This is a genomic window from Streptomyces sp. DT2A-34 (genome assembly GCF_030499515.1).
In the GTDB taxonomy this organism is placed as follows: domain Bacteria; phylum Actinomycetota; class Actinomycetes; order Streptomycetales; family Streptomycetaceae; genus Streptomyces.
In genome coordinates this window covers 8,265,717-8,282,571 of the sequence record NZ_JASTWJ010000001.1, presented here as the reverse complement: position 1 = coordinate 8,282,571, position 16,855 = coordinate 8,265,717, and the positions used below count along the sequence as shown (strand labels likewise).

The following is a 16,855-nucleotide window of genomic DNA, read 5'->3' as shown; positions in this document are numbered from 1 at the left end:
CGGAAATAGGGGGATTCGCGAAGTGCGCGTGCTGTTGACTACGTATGGATCGCGCGGGGACGTCGAGCCGATGGTGGGACTCGCGGTGCAGCTGAGGGCGCTCGGCGCGGAGGTGCGGATGTGCGCGCCGCCGGACTTCGCGGAGCTGCTGGACGGTTTCGGCGTGCCGCTGGTGCCGGTCGGCCGGCCGGTGCGTGCCATGACGAAGGGGGTGGTGACGGGGACGACGCCGATGCCGGCGAAGACCCTGCCCCAGCGCGCGGCCGAGTTGGTCGACTCGGCGTACGACGCGCTCGCCCCGGCGGCCGAGGGCTGCGATGTGCTGGTGGCGACCGGTTTGCTGCCGTTCGCGGCGGCCGGGCGGGCGGTGGCCGAGAAGCTGGGCATCCCGTATGTGTTCGTGTCCTACTTCCCGTCCTACCTGCCGTCGCCGCACCACCCGCCGCTCGAGTGGCCGGGCCGGCCGCTCCCGCCGGACGTGACCGACAACCGGGTGCTGTGGGACCTGAACGCCGAGCACCTGAACGACCTTTTCGGTGACGCGGTGAACACCCACCGGGCCTCGATCGGCCTGCCGCCGGTGGACAACGTCCGCGACCACGTCCTGACCGACCGGCCGTTGCTGGCGGCGGACCCGCTGCTGGGGCCGTGGCCGGGGCCGGCGGATCTCGGTGTGGTGCAGACCGGCGCCTGGATCCGGCCGGACGAACGGCCGCTCCCGGCAGATCTGGTGGCGTTCCTGGACGCGGGCGCACCCCCGGTCTACGTGGGCTTCGGCAGCATCCCCCTGCGCGACGCGGAGGACGTCTCCCGGGCGGCCATCGAGGCGGTACGCGCGCAGGGCCGCCGCGTACTCGTGGGGCGCGGCTGGGCCGACCTGACCCTGATCGACGACCAGGACGACTGCTTCGCCGTCGGCGAGGTCAACCAGCAGAAGCTGTTCGGCCGGGTGGCCGCCGTGGTCCACCACGGCGGGGCAGGCACGACGACGACGGCCGCCCGGGCCGGTGCGCCCCAGCTGGTGGTGGACCAGCTGGCCGACCAGCCGTACTGGGCCGGCCGGGTCGCCGAGCTGGGCATCGGCGCGGCGCACGACGGTCCGACCCCGACCTTCGAGTCCCTGTCGGCCGCGCTCAAGACCGCCCTGGCCCCGGAGACCCGGGCGCGAGCGACCGCTGCGGCCGACAAGGTCCGCACGGACGGGGCGACGGTGGCGGCAAAGCTGCTGATCGACGAGTTCAGCCGATAGGCCGGCCCACAGAGCACAGAACTGGAGAACCGGCGGGATTCGCCCCGCCGGTCCGGACGCCTTGCCACGCGCACGGTCGCACACCGCCTCATTCGGAGCTGATGACGTGAATCACCCCCTGACCACCAGCGCGTTCGACCTTCCCGACCGCCTCTGCGCCAAGGCCGACCCGGCGCTGATCGCCGACGACGAGCAGCACTTCGCGGCCATCGCGGAGTGCCTGGAGCAGTCGATCGCCGAGCTGACCGACCGTCTCGACGCCGAACGCAGGGCACCCGGCGGCGCGGGCCGACAGGCGATGGACCGGGACGCGGAGATCCACCGGCTGACCGCCCGGCTGCGCGCACTACGACGCTTCGGTCTGGACCTGTGCCTCGGACGCATGATCGGCGCGGACGGCTCCGAGCCCCGGTACATCGGACGGCTCGGCCTCACCGACAGCTCGGGCCGCCGACTGCTGATCGACTGGCGCTCCCCCGCGGCGGAACCGTTCTTCGGAGCCACCCACGGCAACCCGATGGGCCTGGCGAGCCGCCGCAGGTATCGCTGGACCGGCGGCCGGATCAGCGACTACTGGGACGAGGTGTTCACCGCGGACGGTCTTGCCGGGCACGCCGCGCTCGACGACCAGTCCGCCTTCGTCGCCAGCCTGGGCAGCAACCGTTCGCCCCGGATGCGGGACGTGCTCGGCACCATCCAGGCCGACCAGGACGCCATCATCCGCGCGGGATCCCGCGGCGCCCTCGTCGTGGACGGCGGTCCGGGTACGGGCAAGACCGTGGTCGCCCTGCACCGCTCCGCCTACCTCCTCTACTCCGACCCGCGCCTCGGTCACCGTCGGGGCGGCGTACTGTTCGTCGGCCCGCACCGCCCGTACCTGGCGTACGTCGCCGACGTCCTCCCCAGCCTCGGCGAGGAGGGCGTGCAGACCTGCATCCTGCGGGATCTCGTCGCCGAGGGAGCCACGGCAGGGATCGAGGACGATCCGGAGGTGGCCCGCCTGAAGTCGTCCGCGGATCTGGTGCACGCGATCGAGAAGGCCGCCAGGTTCTACGAGGAGCCGCCGACCAAAGGGATGACGATCACGACCCACTGGTCGGACATCTGGCTGAGCGCCGACGACTGGGCCGTGGCGTTCGAGGCGGCGGAGTCCGGTACTCCGCACAACGAGGCCCGCGACCAGGTCTGGGAGGAGTTGCTGGCGATCCTGGTGGACAAGCACGAGGGCGACGCCCCGCAAGAGCTGCTCCGCAAGTCGCTGACGCGGAACAGGGAACTGCTCACGGCCTTCAACCGCGCTTGGCCGCTGCTCGAGGCGACGGATCTCGTGGGCGACCTGTGGTCGGTCCCGGCCTACCTGCGGATGTGCGCTCCCTGGCTCAGCCGCGACGAGGTCCAGCTGCTCCAGCGCGAGGACGCCCAGGCCTGGACGGTGTCCGACCTGCCGTTCCTGGACGCGGCACGGCAACGGCTCGGTGACCCGGAGGCGGCACGGCGAAGGCGCCGGCAGAAGGCCGCCCTCGCCGTCCAACGCGAGGGCATGGCGCGGGTCGTCGACAACCTGATCGCGGCCGATGACGACGGTGAGGGCCTCATGACGCAGCTGCGCCGAGAGGACTTCCAGCGCAACCTGGTCGACGAGTCGGAGCTGGCCTCCATCGAACCGGACCTGCTCGCCGGCCCGTTCGCGCACGTCGTCGTGGACGAGGCCCAGGAACTGACCGACGCGCAGTGGCAGATGCTCCTGCTGCGCTGCCCGTCCCGGAGCTTCACCATCGTCGGGGACCGCGCCCAGTCCCGGCACGGCTTCACGGAGTCGTGGCAGGAACGGCTGAAGCGGATCGGCCTCGACCGGATCAACCTGGCCTCCCTGAGCATCAACTACCGCACGCCGGAAGAGATCATGACGCAGGCCGAGCCGGTCATCCGGGCCGCGCTCCCCGACGCCAACGTGCCGACGTCCATCCGCAGCGGCGGTGTCCCCGTCCTCCATGGCTCCGTGTCGGACCGCGACTCGATCCTCGACAGGTGGCTCGCCACGCATGCGGAAGGAACGGCCTGCGTCATCGGCGACCCCGACTTCCAGCCCACGAACCGAGTCCAGTCACTGACCCCGGAGCTGTCGAAGGGGCTGGAGTTCGACTTGGTGGTGCTCATCGCCCCGGAGACGTTCGGCGAGGGCATCGAGGGTGCGGTCGACCGCTATGTGGCGATGACGCGGGCCACACAGCAACTAGCAATTCTGACCGGTACCTCTTGAGGGGCGACGAGTGCACGCGCTAAGGGGCGCGGGGAACTGCGCGACCAGCCACGACGACCCCCGCACCCGCCCACAATCAATCACCCCACCGACGAATAGGCGACAACCCCCCGCAGCAACCCGTCCACAGCCTTACGCGCACTCTTCGCCACGGTCGAGCCCTCCGCAGGAGACGCCGCCGAGATCTGCCCCAGCACATCGATCACCTGCTTGCACCACCGCACAAAGTCCCCCGCCGGCATCTCCGCCTCACGCAACACCTCATCGAGCCCCTTACCGCTGGCCCACATATAGGCAGCCCAGGCAAAGCCCAGGTCGGGTTCACGCTGCCCGACCCCTTCGCTCTGGGTGATCCGGAAGTCCTCCTCAAGGGCATCCAGCCGCCCCCAGATCCGAACCATCTCACCCAGCGAGGCCTTGGCCTTGCCCGAAGGCAGCTTCGGCGCCATCGCATCGTCCCCGACCCGCGCCTCGTACACCAACGCCGAGACGCAGGCAGCCAGTTCGGCAGGGCCGAGGCCCTCCCAGACGCCCTCCCGCAGGCACTCGCTGGCCAGCAGGTCGAGTTCGCCGTACAGCCGCGCGAGCCGCTTGCCGTGCTGGGTCACTTCGTCACCGCGCAGATAGTCCAGCTCGGTCAGCAGCGCCACGATCCGGTCAAACGTACGAGCAATGGTGTTCGTGCGGCCTTCGATACGGCGCTCCAGCTGCGAGGTGTCCCGCAGCAGCCGGTGGTAGCGCTCGGCCCAGCGGGCGTGGTCCTCCCGGTCGTTGCAGCCGTGGCAGGGGTGCGCGCGCAGGGCCTTGCGCAGCCGCTCGATCTCGCGGTCGTCGGCCGCCTGGGAGCGCCGCTTGCGGTGCCGGTCCGGCGGGATGTGCCCGGCCTTGGTACGCAGCGCGGACGCGAGGTCCCGACGGGACTGCGGGGAGCGCGGGTTGAAGGACTTCGGGATCCGCATCCGCTCCAGCGCCTCGACGGGCACCGGGAAGTCCATCGACGCCAGCCGCTTGACCTGCCGCTCGGCGGTCAGGACCAGCGGCCGCGGGCCGTCATGGTGCTCGAAGCCGCGATGGCCGTTGGACCGCCCGGCGGGCAGCCCGGGGTCCAGCACCAGCGCGAGACCGGCGTACTTGCCCGTCGGTACATGGATGACGTCACCCGGCTTGAGCTTCTCCAGCGCGACCGCGGCCTCCGCGCGCCGCTGGGCCGCACCCTGCTTGGCCAACTCGTTCTCGCGGTCCTTGAGTTCGCGGCGCAGTCGCGCGTACTCCTCGAAGTCCCCGAGGTGGCAGGTCATGGACTCCTTGTAGCCCTCGAGCCCCTCCTCGTTGCGCTGCACCTGCCGTGAGATCCCGACGACCGACTTGTCGGCCTGGAACTGCGCGAAGGACGTCTCCAGCAGCTCGCGCGAGCGGTGCCGTCCGAACTGCTCGACGAGGTTGACCGCCATGTTGTACGACGGCTTGAAGCTGGACCGCAGCGGATAGGTACGCGTGCCGGCCAGCCCCGCGAGGTGGTCGGGGCTCATGCCGCGCTGCCACAGCACCACCGCGTGGCCCTCGACGTCGATCCCGCGCCGCCCGGCACGACCGGTCAGCTGCGTGTACTCACCCGGCGTGATGTCGGCGTGCTGCTCGCCGTTCCACTTGACGAGCTTCTCCAACACCACGGACCGGGCAGGCATGTTGATGCCCAGCGCCAGCGTCTCCGTGGCGAACACCGCCTTCACCAGGCCGCGGACGAACAGCTCCTCGACGACCTCCTTGAACGTCGGCAGCATGCCCGCGTGGTGGGCGGCTATACCGCGCTCCAGGCCTTCCAGCCACTCGTAGTAGCCGAGGACGTGCAGATCCTCGGTCGGGATGGCGGCAGTGCGCTCCTCGACGAGGGCGCGCACCTTTTCCCGCGCCTCCTCGTCGTTCAGCCTCAGCCCCGCGTACAGGCATTGCTGTACGGCGGCCTCGCAGGCGGCCCGGCTGAAGATGAAGGTGATGGCGGGCAGCAGGCCCTCGGCGTCGAGCCGCTCGATGACCTCGGGACGCCCCGGCGTCCACACCCGGGACCGCTGTCTGCGCTCCCGCTCCCGGTCGGCCTCGCGCATCGCTCGCCCGCGTCTGCGGTCCTGGTACGACGGGCGCTGGGCCTCCATCCGGGCCAGCCGCGTCAGGTCGGGGTTGACGGCCTTCTTGTGGCCCTCGCCCTCCTCGAACAGGTCGTACATCCGCCGCCCGGCAAGCACATGCTGGAACAGCGGCACGGGCCGGTGCTCGGAGACGATCACCTCGGTGTCGCCGCGGACGGTGTCGAGCCAGTCGCCGAACTCCTCGGCGTTCGACACGGTCGCCGACAGCGAGACGAGGGTGACCGACTCGGGGAGGTGGATGATCACCTCTTCCCATACGGCACCGCGGAAGCGGTCGGAGAGGTAGTGCACCTCGTCCATGACCACATAGCCGAGGCCGAGGAGGGTCTGCGACCCGGCGTACAGCATGTTCCGCAGCACCTCGGTCGTCATCACGACCACCGGGGCGTCGGAGTTGATGCTGTTGTCGCCGGTGAGCAGACCGACCATGCCGTTGCCGTAACGGCGGCACAGGTCGGCGTACTTCTGGTTCGACAGCGCCTTGATGGGCGTCGTGTAGAAGCATTTCTTGCCCTGCATCAGGGCGAGGTGGACGGCGAACTCGCCCACGATCGTCTTGCCGGAGCCGGTGGGCGCGGCCACCAGAACGCCCTTCCCCGCCTCGAGCGCCTCGCAGGCCTCGATCTGGAAGGGGTCGAGGCCGAAGTCGTACATCTCGCGGAAGGAGGCGAGCGCGGTGGCCTGCTCGGCAGCGCGCCTGCGTGCTGCCGCATACCGCTCGGCCGGTGAGAGGTCCTCTGTCATCGTGCTTTCGAGCGTACCGGGCGCCACTGACAACAGGACGATCATTATCCGGATCCGGTCTCCGTAAACCCCTGATCCCCGCAGCTCACGGCCCTACGGCCTGCAGAGCAGAGACCCGGGCGGCTACCCGTCGGCGTACCCGGTGCTGTGTTTGGTGAGGATGCGCCAGATGCAGCGGCCTCGCAATCACCGAGCGGGGGCGCGGGCCGAGATAAGCACCGGCATCGAAGCTGCTGCCTATATATGTCTACTGAGTCACATTCTCAAGGGAAGCTCAGAAAAGTGAAGATTAGTTGACGGAGTGCAGATGACTCGCGCAAGATCTTCGAGGCGGAGCCCGCAGGGGAACGACAAATGGGCACGCCATCACGGGGACTGGGGGATTGTCGTGCATGCCCACGGTGGCACGCTTCACCCTTTCCTGCTGCTCGATTTCACATCTCGAAATCAGACCACGCAATAGGAGAATTCACAGTTATGCGTTCATCGATTCGCAGAGGTTCCGTCGCTTCCCTGAGCCTGGCCGTGGCGGCGCTTACTCTGGCCGCACTGCCCGGTACGGCCGCCGCGGACTCGGCTCCCTCGCCGGCGACGGCCTCCCCCGCGAAGTACGTCGCCTACCTGGAGGGCCTGGCGCTCAAGGGGGATACCGAGGCCGGCAAGACGGCGAGTCAGTTCAAGGCTCTCTCTGCCGAGGAACAGAATCGCTTCCTCGATCTGATCAACGACCCGAAGACCACCAAGGCGTTCGTCGAAGAGGCCGACAAGGCGCCCGAGACGGCAAAGGCCCGGACTGTGCGGGCCGGCGGGGATGTGGTGATCGAGCGCGTGAGCGAGACCGGCGGTGCGAAGACCCGAGCCGCCGCCAAGGACATGTGGGCCTCGTACTCGCTCCACGACACCGTGCTGGGCATCAAGGTCACCAAGGTCACCATCCGTACGAACTACCAGGTCAAGGGCAAGGACACCACCAAGGTGTACCCGGGCACCGCCGAGCACTACAACTACGTGCCCGCGTCCTCCTTCTCGCACTCCCCCGTCAAGGAGTGGATCTCCTCTCCGCCTGCCGACAACGCGCAGGCCGAGACGGTCTGGACGGCCAGGTGGACGGGCAACCTCGGCGAGTGGAGCGCTCGCGAGCGGGTGTGGGGGGACTACCGCGGCTTCGTGGGCGGCTACCTGAAGTAGCCCCGCGCCTAATCCGGGGTTCCCTGGGTGTTGCGGGCGGCGTCCTGCCGCTCGTAACACCCCTCTGGCGCCGGGCCGGGGCTCCCTTGACAACCAAGCTGGTGTACGCCGCCCAGGGCAGCAACTGCGTTACCGGCTGGACTGCAGGATAGCCCGGCCACGGCGAAGGCTCATTCGGGCTGGACTGCAGGATAGCCCGGCCACGGCGAAGGCTCATTCCTGAACCCAGCGCCCGTGTCGACTCCATCCCGCGTTAATGTGCACAAAATGCCGCGACGGGGCAGAGCATCTTCGCCCGCCCTGCTGGGTTGGTGGCGCAGCCGGCGAAGATCGCCGCCCGGGTAGGCGTCACAAACGTCAATCTATTGGTACTGAAGAACAGCCGCGCCAAGGCCATTCGGTTCAGCACCCTCACCCACATCTGCGAGGTGGCGGGATGCCACGCCGGAGATTCATCAGCGTTCGAACCGATAAGAGCGACAGCACCGAACGTCACCCGGAATAAATTCTCAAATACTGGGCCATCATGTGTGACCCGGTCTTGTCGAGCAGTTTGCTTGTCGAGCGTGGAGCGGTCTTGATTCTTGAGCCAGGCCACCCCGCCGATGGCTCCGGTCAGGATCAGCTGTAACGACCGCATGCCCCATGTGGGGAGCCAGCAGTCGGGCGCAGACACAGACAGCAGTACGGGCTGGCACCTTCAGCGCCACCCCGTCGGAGTCCTCCTGCGAGGCGCTCGACAGACGCTCCGACCTGCGTGCTGTACGGACTGGCGGTTCTCTCGGAGTGGCCGTCGGCGATGGTGTCCAAGCTGGAGACCAGACGCCAGACGACCACCCCGACCACCTCACATCCTGGGCCAGCATCCTGGGCCACGAGGAATCCCTAGGTCACGGAGGGACTGCTGACGCGTCTCCAGGGTCTGGAAAGGCACAGCCACTCGTGGCATCGTCGGCTGCGCGCCTCAACGAGGCAGGCCAGGATGCCACCCTTGCAGTTGATCTCAAATTCCCCGTTGCGCGCGATGTGATCGTGGCGGGTGGCGCGGGCGCGCTCGATGGTCGCGTGGAAGGGCACGTTCTACTGTCCGCTCACGCACAGCAAGAGGCCACGCGCGCAATGACCGGCTCGGGATCCTGAACCGTGGTAGTGCCGGTCAGTTCGATCGGCTCCAGGCGGACAACCTCCTCCTCCAGGAATGCCGGCGCCTTCTCCTGGGAGAGACCTGGCGCTGAGCGAGCTGCGGGCCGAGCCGCCTCCGGTGCCGAGGACGTCGCCCGCAGCGCGCTGCCACAGCTCGTCGAGTTCAGCCTTGTCCGGTCGCTGTTGGCCCTCGGTGTTCTCCCCGAGGACCGTCCGCACGGTGAATCCGGCGGGCCTGCAATGCGTAGGCGGCCAACTGCGCAGCGTGCGCGCCCCGGCCGCGCCCCGCGGTGGGACTGACGAAGAGGCCGATCTCGCTGGTCACTGTACTGACCCTACGAGCTGCGCCCCGAGCCTGTCGTTCCTCAGGTCACGTCGTCATAACCGTTGACCCGGTCCGTGCTCGCCTGCTCGGGCAGCGCCCGGCTCGCGGAGACCGTCTCGATCTCCCCGATGTCCTCGGGGGTGAGGTCGAGGTCGGAGGCCTCGTCGTCCGCCGGGCCTTCCGCCTCACGGCGCGCCCGACGCTTGTCGTTGGCAAGGGCGATGGCCGTCGCAGCGAAGTACAGGATCCAGATGGGGCCCGCGAGCGCCAGCATGGAGATCGGGTCCGTGCTGGGCGTGGCGACCGCCGCGAAGACCGTGATGCCCATGATCATCCCGCGCCACCAGCCGGCCATCTTCTTGCCGGACAGCACGCCGCCGAAGTTCAGCATCACCAGCAGCAGCGGAAGCTCGAAGGAGAGGCCGAAGACGACGATCATCCGCATGATCAGCTGCAGGAGATCGTCGAGGGGCAGCTGGTTGTCGCTACCGATGATCGAGAACTCGAGCATCACCGACGCCATCTTGGGCAGCGACCAGTACGCGAAGTAGGCGCCCATGATGAACAGCGGGAAACCCGCGCCCACGAAGGCGAGGCTGTACTTCTTCTCGTGCCGGTGGAGGCCGGGCGCGACGAATCCCCAGAGCTGGTAGAGCCACACCGGGGCGGCCAGCACCACTCCCGACGACAGGGAGACCGTGAGAGCGAGCGTGAACGGACTCAGCAGACCGTTCTGCACGATGCGCGCGCACTTGTTCTCACTCGTGTTCTTGGCCAGCTCGGCGAAGCTGTAGTCGCATCCCACCGCCTGGAGGATGGGATCCGTGAAGAACTGGATGATGTTCTTGTAGAAGAGGGCCGCCACGATGGTCGTGACGAGGATCGCCAACAGGCTCTTGACCAGCCGGTTACGGAGCTCACGCAGGTGCTCCGCGAGGGGCATCCGCCCCTCGGGATCCATCTCCTTCTTGCGGGCAGACTTAAGCAACCCACGTCCTCATCTCATGCTCAAGGCCGGAGACGTCCGGCCCTGCGTCAACGCTTCGTGGTGTCCGTCGGCTCGCTGACCGGGCGCGAGCTCGTCACGTCGCCGGGGGCGGCCTGGATGACGCGCTGAGCCGGGGGCTGCTCGTCGTTGTTGTTGTTCGGCGGGTCGGCCGGGGCGGGGGACTTGCCCTCGTCCTTCATCGCCTTGGCCTCGCTCTTGAGGATGCGCGCCGACTTGCCGAGGGAACGAGCCATGTCCGGGAGCTTCTTGGCGCCGAACAGCAGGATGATGACGACGAGGATCAGAATGATCTCGGTGGGGCCGAGCCTACCCATAGCTGTTTACCTTCTTCACCGAGGCGACATGGTCCGAATACCCGGCAAGTCGAATATTCATCCGACCGCCGCGCTGCCCAGGGATCGTAACGCTCAAGGGTGAACGCGTGACAATCCCTGTACATACTCCCAGTCCGCGGACCCGCGCCTCGCTCTCGGGGCCGCAATTCAGCAGCGTACCTGGCAGGGGCAGCAAGTCGACAGGGCGGAGTGGCCCAAAACGCACGCGGCCCAGGACTCACACCCAATACTTGACAGGCCTACAACGAGTCCACAGCCCGGGCCGCGCTCAGACTGGCCCGCTCCAGGTCCTCGGCCGCCCTGCTGATGCGTCGCGCCGAGTCCCTGACCTGCCGGCCGAGGCACTGCGCCGCGAGGAAGACCCGCACGGCGAGCACACCGAGGACGGCGAGACCCACGAAACCCACAGCTACCGCGAACATCGGCCAGAACATGGGGGCGAGCCTACGAGCTGTTCCGTAATTACGCATAGTCAATGTTGAGGTTGTGGAGCATGGCGACGGCGCGGGTGGCGTCGTTGATCGTGCCGCCGCGTCGGCGGTGTCGGCGGAGGGCTTCGAAGTCCTTGAGGCGGGCGATGCCGTGTTCGGCCCGTGCCCGGCGTTTGGCGAACGGCTTGCTCTTGGTCTTGCTGGTGATGACGGCGGAGTGGCTGCGGTACGCGCCGTCGCCGATGGTCAGGCAGTGTCCGGCGAGCTGGTCGGCCATGGTTTCGCGGAAGACAACGATGTCGTTGCAGTTGCCGGTCCAGGCGTCACCCACGGCGACTACGCGCCGGTCTCGGGCGCGGAAGGTGAACCGTACGTTCACCGATCGCCGGTAGTTCTTGGAGCACTTCTGCTTCTGGTCCTCGACGGGGACGAGCGTGCTATCCACGACCCGCAGGTCCGAGCAGGAGCCGCGGGCGGTTCGAGGAGCCCGGCGACCAGCGGGGTGAGCCGGTCGAGGATGCGGTGCACGGTGGCCACGCCGACACCGAAGAAGTCGGCGAGTTGGCGGTGGGTCAGGTTGGTGCGCCATGCCATGGCGGCCGCCAGGACGCGATTGTCCAGTAGGAGCGTCCATGGCCGCCAGCGCCGGGTCTCGGATGGAAGTAGGGCGGCGACGCGGGCGACCAGGACGAGGAACGCCTTGATGGGGAGCCCGGTCCAGTGCAGCGGTGAGCGGGGCCGCAGGCTGGTGACATTGATCCTCGACACAGACGGACACAACGCCCCATTAGTTCACTTACTTCCCGTTCGGGAAAGGGTCAGCTAATCTCCGCGCTTTGGGTGCGCTGCCCGCCAGGCGTCCAGCCGGTCAACCGGCCACAGCGGTGTGCGGCCGACGTAGACGGGCGAGGGGAAGTCGTCGCGGCTGGAGTTGAGGTTGTAGACGTGTTGGACGGTCACCTTGAGCCGCGCCGCTGCCTGCTTAGCGTCTTCGAAACCAGGAATCTTAATGGCCATGAAGCCCATTCTACCCTCGGTTGTCATAGCTGAACTACTCACGTAGCCTGCCGTAGGTCAGCTAATTCACTGACGGGGAGGTGACGAGTGATGCAGGCTGCCCAGACTCGGAAGTTCCGGGGCAAGAACAGGGCCCCGAAGTGGAAGAAGCCCAACGACGGGCAGGTCTCCGTGATCGTGCTGCCGCTCACCGTCACCGACCCCGCCGACCTTGCCCGCGTGGAGAACCTGTTCGGGGCGATGTGGTCGCTCAAGCGGGCCGTCCAGCGTGACGCCCGCGCCAAGGTCGACGCGTACTGGGCCGCCTTCCATAAGCGGAACGAGCAGGGCGCGAAGGCCGTACGGCAGCGCCTCGGCCTCTCCCGTGAAGCGCTGGAGCGCAGCGCGTACAAGCACCTCGAAGACTCGGGGCACTTGAAGCACCACGCCTCGAAAGCTCTGGCCATGCACATGGCTGACGAGGTGTGGAACGGCGTGCAGCGCCACCTGTTCCCCGATGCCACCGGCCATCACTCCGGCCGCCCCAAGACCGGCCGCTGGCACGACTTCACCCGCATCCCCGGCCGCGCCCGCTCCCACACCACCGAGAACAAGTGGGAGACCTTCCGCCTGGTCGGCACCCTCCGCGGCCACGTCATGGCCTACACCGACGGCGGGCAGCACGCGCTGATGCAGCCACGGACGATGCCGAAGCCGACCCTGCCGGACGGCAAGGTGCCCACGGGCAAGCTCACCGCCGCCGGGAAACCGGGCAAGCGCCGGGCGAACTGGTGGGACCACACCGGCCCGCTCGCCGTGGTGTTCGCGGGCGGTCCCGAGGGCGAGCGCGGTGACCTCGTTCTCCCCGTTCGCATCCCCCAGGGCGACGGGCAGTGGGAGCGCGTACAGCACTTCCTCGACAATCCGCTGGGCTGGCACAAGGTGGACCTCGTACGCCGCCGTAAGGCGTCCGCGCCGGGTGGCTGGGTATACGAGGCGCACCTGATGATCCTCGGGCCTGGGTACTCCTCCCCGGCCGTACGACAGATGCGCGATGAGGCCGCCCAGCTCGACCGCATCGGCGGCATGGACGGCAACGTCTCCAACCTCTCCATCGTGTCCTTCCCCGCGTCGCTGGACGGCGGCAACCCCGTCTCCACCGAGATCACGCTGACCGAGGAGGAGCGCGCCCGGCTGGAGAAGGCCGCGAAGAAGCGGCGGGGCCGCGCCAGGGCACTGGAGCGCTCCCGCCGAGCGACCAACTGTGCCCAGTACGGGCTGTCGAAGAAGCAGGCCCGCAGGGCGGAGCGCAGGGCCGCCAAAGGGCTCAAGCCCAAGGCTGTGGCCGTGCCCGGCGGTGCCCGTGACGCACGGTCCGATGGTGTGCCGAAGCAGGCGTTCCGCCGTGACCGGCTCTCCGCCAACTACCGCACCCAGCGCTCCCGCCAGGCCGAGCACGCCGCCTCGCTCGCCGAGCACCGCAGGCACCGTGCCCGCCTGGTGGCGCGGGAGATCATCGCCGCCCACGGACCCGTGCTCGTGGTCGAGGACTGCGACATCCGCACCTGGTACCGGCTGTGGGGTAAGCGCCTCTCGCAGACCACACCCGGCATGCTGATCTCCGCCCTCAAGGTCGAGTGCGAAGCCGCCGGGGGCAGGCTCGTACGGGCCTCCACCTGGTCAACGGCCCTGTCTCAGCACTGCCTGTGCGGCGAGCGCGTACGCAAGACCCTCCGCGACCGTGAGCACAAGTGCCTTGCGTGCGGCCTCGTTGGCAAGCGCGACCTCGTGTCCGCCGCCCTGGCCACGTTCGTCCACTTCGAAGACGTGGGCGACCCCAAGACCGCGTACCTGGACACCACGTTGTCCCGGCACGCACAGATCACCTATTCAGAAGCGCTGGAAGAAGCGCTGAGGGAGTCAACCACACCGAGCCCGAAACCGCCCCGGTGGTCGGGTCGCGTGGCAGTCCCACGGCAACGTCGTGAGACCTCTGCTCCCCGAACCGCCGGACAGCGGAACCGAGCAACCCCGGATGAGTCACGACCTCGTGGCCACGCCGGAAAGCCCGGTCCCCGCACGGCGTGCAGTCCACAGCTCACCCTCTGGTGAATTGCGGATCAAGTCTCAGACCGTCCTACAGCGTGCAGCCGCAGGGTGCTGACCCCGCCGCCGGTCAGCAGCTCGACGATCCGCTCGCCAGCCGGCTTGCGCACGGACGCACCGCACTCGGGGCAGGTGAAGGAGTAGAACGTCGTACGGCTGGACGCGCCGATCGCCAGTCTCAGGGCGCTCGCGGCGAGCTCGAAACGGCCCCGGCAGTCCGGGCAGCCCGCCTTGAACACCACCGGAGCCACGCTTCTCATCCCGGCGAACGCCGACGTCACCGTCATACCCCGCACCCCGGACCCGGACGTAGCCGACTCACTCAAAGCCCTCGCTCCTGCCTGTCGTCCTGCCGCTCCTGAACCGCACGCGCCCCGTGGGACTCCTGCACCTCGACCCCGTCGTACGCCGCCAGCGCCTCGCTGGCCGCCTGCCGGGCGCTGTCGGCCAGCTCGGGCGGCGAGACGATACGGCCGTCACGCCCGAGCCGTAGCGCCAGGCGCCGCAGCGACGTCGGGTCCGGGGTGCGCAGGGTGATACGCAGACCGCCGTCCGCAAGCTCATCCGCGCTGTCGTGGGGGTAGTACTCGGCGACCCAGCGTCCGCCCGGGCCGACCTCGACGACGACCTCCGGATCCTCCGCGGCGGGCTGCACCAGCCCCTCCGACAGGTCACGCAGTTCGATCTCCGGCGGCGCCGACGGCTCGTCCAGGATCTTGATCTCGGCGACCCGGTCGAGCCGGAAGGTGCGCCGCGCCTCGGAGCGACGGCACCAGGCCTCGACGTAGGTGTGACCGACGCTGACCAGGCGGATCGGGTCGATCTCGCGCTCGGTGACCTCGTCGCGGGCCGGCGAGTAGTAGCGGATCCACAGCCGGCGCCGCTCGGAGATCGCACGGTCGACGTCGGCGAAGACACCGCCCTCGGACTCGAAGGTCACCGACAGCCGCGAGCTGGCACCGGCCGCCTCCCCGGACGCGGCCTCCACCTTGGCGGTCGCCCGCAGCAGCGCCTGCCGGTCGCTCTCGCGCAGCCCCGGCAGCGTGGACACGGCCCGGGCGGCCACCAGCAGCGCGGTCGCCTCGTCGGCGGCGATCCGCAGCGGCTCGGCGACGTCGTCGGGGTTGTGCCACCAGATGCGCTCGCCGTCGGTGTCGATGTCGAGCAGGTCACCGCCGCGGAAGCTGGTGCCGCACATGGGCAGCACATCCAGGTCGGAGACCAGCTCGTCCTCGGAGATGCCGAAGGCGCGCGCGACGTCCTCGACACGGGCGCCGGGGCGCTCCCTCAGATACGTCACCAGCGAGAGCATCCGCCGGGTCTGGTCGATGGCGTTGACGGGCCGTACCGGTTTGCCTGCCACTGTCTCGCTCCGCTCCCCCTCAGCCCTTGGCCACGGCACGCAGCCGGTCCACCACGTCGGCCCGCAGCTCGGCCGGCTCCAGGACCACCACGTCCGGCCCGAACTCCACCAGCCAGGCATCCAGGCCGTGGCCGTACGGAATCTCCAACTCGTCCCAGCCGTCCCCGAGTTCCCGCACCGAGGTGGCCTTCGCCCGAAGGGGGTACCCGGCGCCCGTACGCAGCCGGATCAACGCGGAGCGGTCGGCGGTCTCCCCCGCCCAGCTCGCCACGGTCTCCCGCACCGTGACGACATCCGGGACCTCGGCCGTGAAACGGCCGGCGCGGCTGCGCACCTTGCCGGTGATCCGGGACAGCCGGAAGACCCGCTCGGCACCGCGGTCACGGTCCCAGCCCGCGAGATACCAGTGACCGCGCCAGCACTCCAGCGCCCACGGCTCGACATGCCGGGGTTCGGGGCGGGCGGCGGTGGCCTTGCGGTACTCGAAGACGACCGGGCGACGATCACGGCACGCCAGCATCAGCGGCTCGAAGGCCGCCTCATGCACCGGAATACGGGGCTCCAGGGCGCCGTGCGCCTCGTACGGGTCGACGTCCTCCGGCATCCCGGCCGCGCGCAGCTTCTGCAGGGCGCCGCTGGCCGCGCCCGCGAGCCGGGCCTGCTGCCACACCTTGGCCGCCAGGCCCAGGGCGGCGGCCTCCTCGGCGTCCAGGGTGATGGGCGGCAGACGGTTGCTGTCGCGGCGGGCCAGATAGCCGACCTCGCCGTCGAGGTTCTCCACGGTCTCGATGACCAGGCCGAGTTCGCGCAGGTCGTCCTTGTCGCGCTCGAACATCCGGTTGAAGGAGTCGTCGGAGCCGGCTTCCAGATAGGCCTCGATGGACTCACGCAGCTCGCGCTTGCTCAGCGGCCGCCGCGTCCCGAGCAGACACAGCGCCAGGTTCATGAGCCGCTCGGCCTTGGCAATGGCCATCGACGCCCTTCGCCTTCCCTATGGTGCTTACGGACGATGACCGTACCGCCCCGCGGTGGCGTGGCAAAAGCCGAGGGCCCATGCCCGGACAGGCATGGGCCCCAGGTAGTCGAGTCCGGTCGTACGCCGATCAGTCGTACGCCGTCAGACGCGACGATCAGACACCGAGCAGGTCGACCACGAAGATCAGGGTCTCGCCGGGCTTGATCGCCGGGGTGGGGCTCTGGTTGCCGTAGGCGAGGTGGGCCGGGATGGTCAGCTGGCGGCGGCCGCCGACCTTCATGCCCTGCACCCCCTGGTCCCAGCCCTTGATGACGCGGCCGCCACCCAGCGGGAAGCGGAACGGCGTGCCGCGGTTCCAGCTGGCGTCGAACTCCTCGCCCGTGCTGAAAGCGACACCCACGTAGTGGACGGTGACGGTCTGGCCCGCCTGCGCAACCGCGCCGTCGCCCTCCCAGATGTCCTTGATCTCGAGGTCCGCCGGGGGCTCGCCGCCCGGGAAGTCGATCTCGGGCTTGTCGATGCTCACGTCTTACGCTCCATGCTTGTTGTGGAAAGGCAACGGCCCTGGGGCCTGTCCCAGTCTTTC

Annotated in this window: 16 protein-coding genes and 1 pseudogene; 5 read left to right on the top strand and 12 right to left on the bottom strand. The window is 68.9% G+C overall.

The annotated features are described in order from the left end of the window. Positions 1–22 precede the first annotated feature (22 nt). Together QQM39_RS37000 and helR are read left to right on the top strand one after the other, a co-directional pair. The gene (locus QQM39_RS37000; RefSeq protein ID WP_302001953.1) at positions 23–1,249 is read left to right on the top strand and encodes a glycosyltransferase; all 1,227 of its coding nucleotides are present in this window, start codon (positions 23–25) and stop codon (positions 1,247–1,249) included. A gap of 106 nt (positions 1,250–1,355) precedes the next feature. Further along, a complete protein-coding gene (helR, locus tag QQM39_RS36995) occupies positions 1,356–3,509 on the top strand; it encodes an RNA polymerase recycling motor ATPase HelR (protein WP_302001952.1) in 2,154 nt (717 codons plus the stop codon). A gap of 80 nt (positions 3,510–3,589) precedes the next feature. Here the strand turns inward: helR and QQM39_RS36990 are convergent, their stop codons facing one another. Then, on the bottom strand, positions 3,590–6,442 hold the full coding sequence (locus tag QQM39_RS36990) for an RNA helicase (protein WP_302001950.1): 2,853 nt from the start codon (positions 6,440–6,442) through the stop codon (positions 3,590–3,592). 432 nt (positions 6,443–6,874) lie between these two features. Here QQM39_RS36990 and QQM39_RS36985 point away from each other — a divergent pair, with 432 nt between their 5' ends. Together QQM39_RS36985 and QQM39_RS36980 are read left to right on the top strand one after the other, a co-directional pair. Continuing rightward, positions 6,875–7,585, top strand: coding sequence for a hypothetical protein (locus QQM39_RS36985; protein ID WP_302001949.1), 711 nt, complete (start codon positions 6,875–6,877; stop codon positions 7,583–7,585). Between the two features lie 287 nt (positions 7,586–7,872). After that, entirely contained in the window at positions 7,873–8,166 is a 294-nt protein-coding gene (locus tag QQM39_RS36980; protein ID WP_302003859.1) for a helix-turn-helix transcriptional regulator, read from the top strand. Positions 8,167–8,917: 751 nt separating this feature from the next. Here the strand turns inward: QQM39_RS36980 and QQM39_RS36975 are convergent. The 7 genes and pseudogenes from QQM39_RS36975 to QQM39_RS36945 all read right to left on the bottom strand — a co-directional run. Continuing rightward, positions 8,918–9,053, bottom strand: a pseudogene (locus tag QQM39_RS36975) (sphingosine kinase); the annotation flags it as partial. Positions 9,054–9,093: 40 nt separating this feature from the next. Then, positions 9,094–10,041, bottom strand: a complete 948-nt coding sequence (gene tatC / locus QQM39_RS36970; RefSeq protein WP_302001948.1) for a twin-arginine translocase subunit TatC — start codon at positions 10,039–10,041, stop codon at positions 9,094–9,096. Between the two features lie 47 nt (positions 10,042–10,088). After that, positions 10,089–10,376 (bottom strand): Sec-independent protein translocase subunit TatA, encoded by a 288-nt coding sequence (gene tatA, locus QQM39_RS36965; RefSeq protein ID WP_302001947.1) that lies wholly within the window; start codon positions 10,374–10,376, stop codon positions 10,089–10,091. 260 nt (positions 10,377–10,636) lie between these two features. Then, positions 10,637–10,831 carry a hypothetical protein gene (locus QQM39_RS36960; protein ID WP_302001946.1) on the bottom strand — a complete coding sequence of 65 codons (195 nt, stop codon included), beginning with the start codon at positions 10,829–10,831 and terminating at the stop codon, positions 10,637–10,639. 28 nt (positions 10,832–10,859) lie between these two features. Then, complete coding sequence (locus QQM39_RS36955; protein ID WP_302001945.1) at positions 10,860–11,273, bottom strand: transposase; 414 nt, start codon at positions 11,271–11,273, stop codon at positions 10,860–10,862. After that, complete coding sequence (locus tag QQM39_RS36950; RefSeq protein ID WP_302001943.1) at positions 11,204–11,596, bottom strand: transposase family protein; 393 nt, start codon at positions 11,594–11,596, stop codon at positions 11,204–11,206. Before QQM39_RS36950 ends, QQM39_RS36955 begins: the two co-directional genes overlap by 70 nt. Positions 11,597–11,650: 54 nt before the next feature. Continuing rightward, positions 11,651–11,845 carry an AlpA family transcriptional regulator gene (locus QQM39_RS36945; RefSeq protein WP_302001942.1) on the bottom strand — a complete coding sequence of 65 codons (195 nt, stop codon included), beginning with the start codon at positions 11,843–11,845 and terminating at the stop codon, positions 11,651–11,653. Between the two features lie 90 nt (positions 11,846–11,935). Between QQM39_RS36945 and QQM39_RS36940 the strand changes: the two genes are divergently transcribed. Continuing rightward, a complete protein-coding gene (locus QQM39_RS36940) occupies positions 11,936–13,936 on the top strand; it encodes a transposase (RefSeq protein WP_302001941.1) in 2,001 nt (666 codons plus the stop codon). A gap of 8 nt (positions 13,937–13,944) precedes the next feature. On the opposite strand, the gene QQM39_RS36935 is transcribed toward QQM39_RS36940, so the two are convergent. The 4 genes from QQM39_RS36935 to QQM39_RS36920 form a co-directional block, all read right to left on the bottom strand. After that, positions 13,945–14,256, bottom strand: a complete 312-nt coding sequence (locus QQM39_RS36935; RefSeq protein ID WP_302001940.1) for a hypothetical protein — start codon at positions 14,254–14,256, stop codon at positions 13,945–13,947. Next, a complete protein-coding gene (locus QQM39_RS36930) occupies positions 14,253–15,293 on the bottom strand; it encodes a YafY family protein (RefSeq protein ID WP_302001939.1) in 1,041 nt (346 codons plus the stop codon). The genes QQM39_RS36935 and QQM39_RS36930 overlap by 4 nt, the downstream gene beginning before the upstream one ends. Before the next feature lie 19 nt (positions 15,294–15,312). Further along, complete coding sequence (locus tag QQM39_RS36925; RefSeq protein ID WP_302001938.1) at positions 15,313–16,266, bottom strand: YafY family protein; 954 nt, start codon at positions 16,264–16,266, stop codon at positions 15,313–15,315. A 157-nt stretch (positions 16,267–16,423) separates the two neighbouring features. Then, the gene (locus QQM39_RS36920; RefSeq protein ID WP_030053355.1) at positions 16,424–16,795 is read right to left on the bottom strand and encodes an FKBP-type peptidyl-prolyl cis-trans isomerase; all 372 of its coding nucleotides are present in this window, start codon (positions 16,793–16,795) and stop codon (positions 16,424–16,426) included. Positions 16,796–16,855 lie beyond the last annotated feature (60 nt).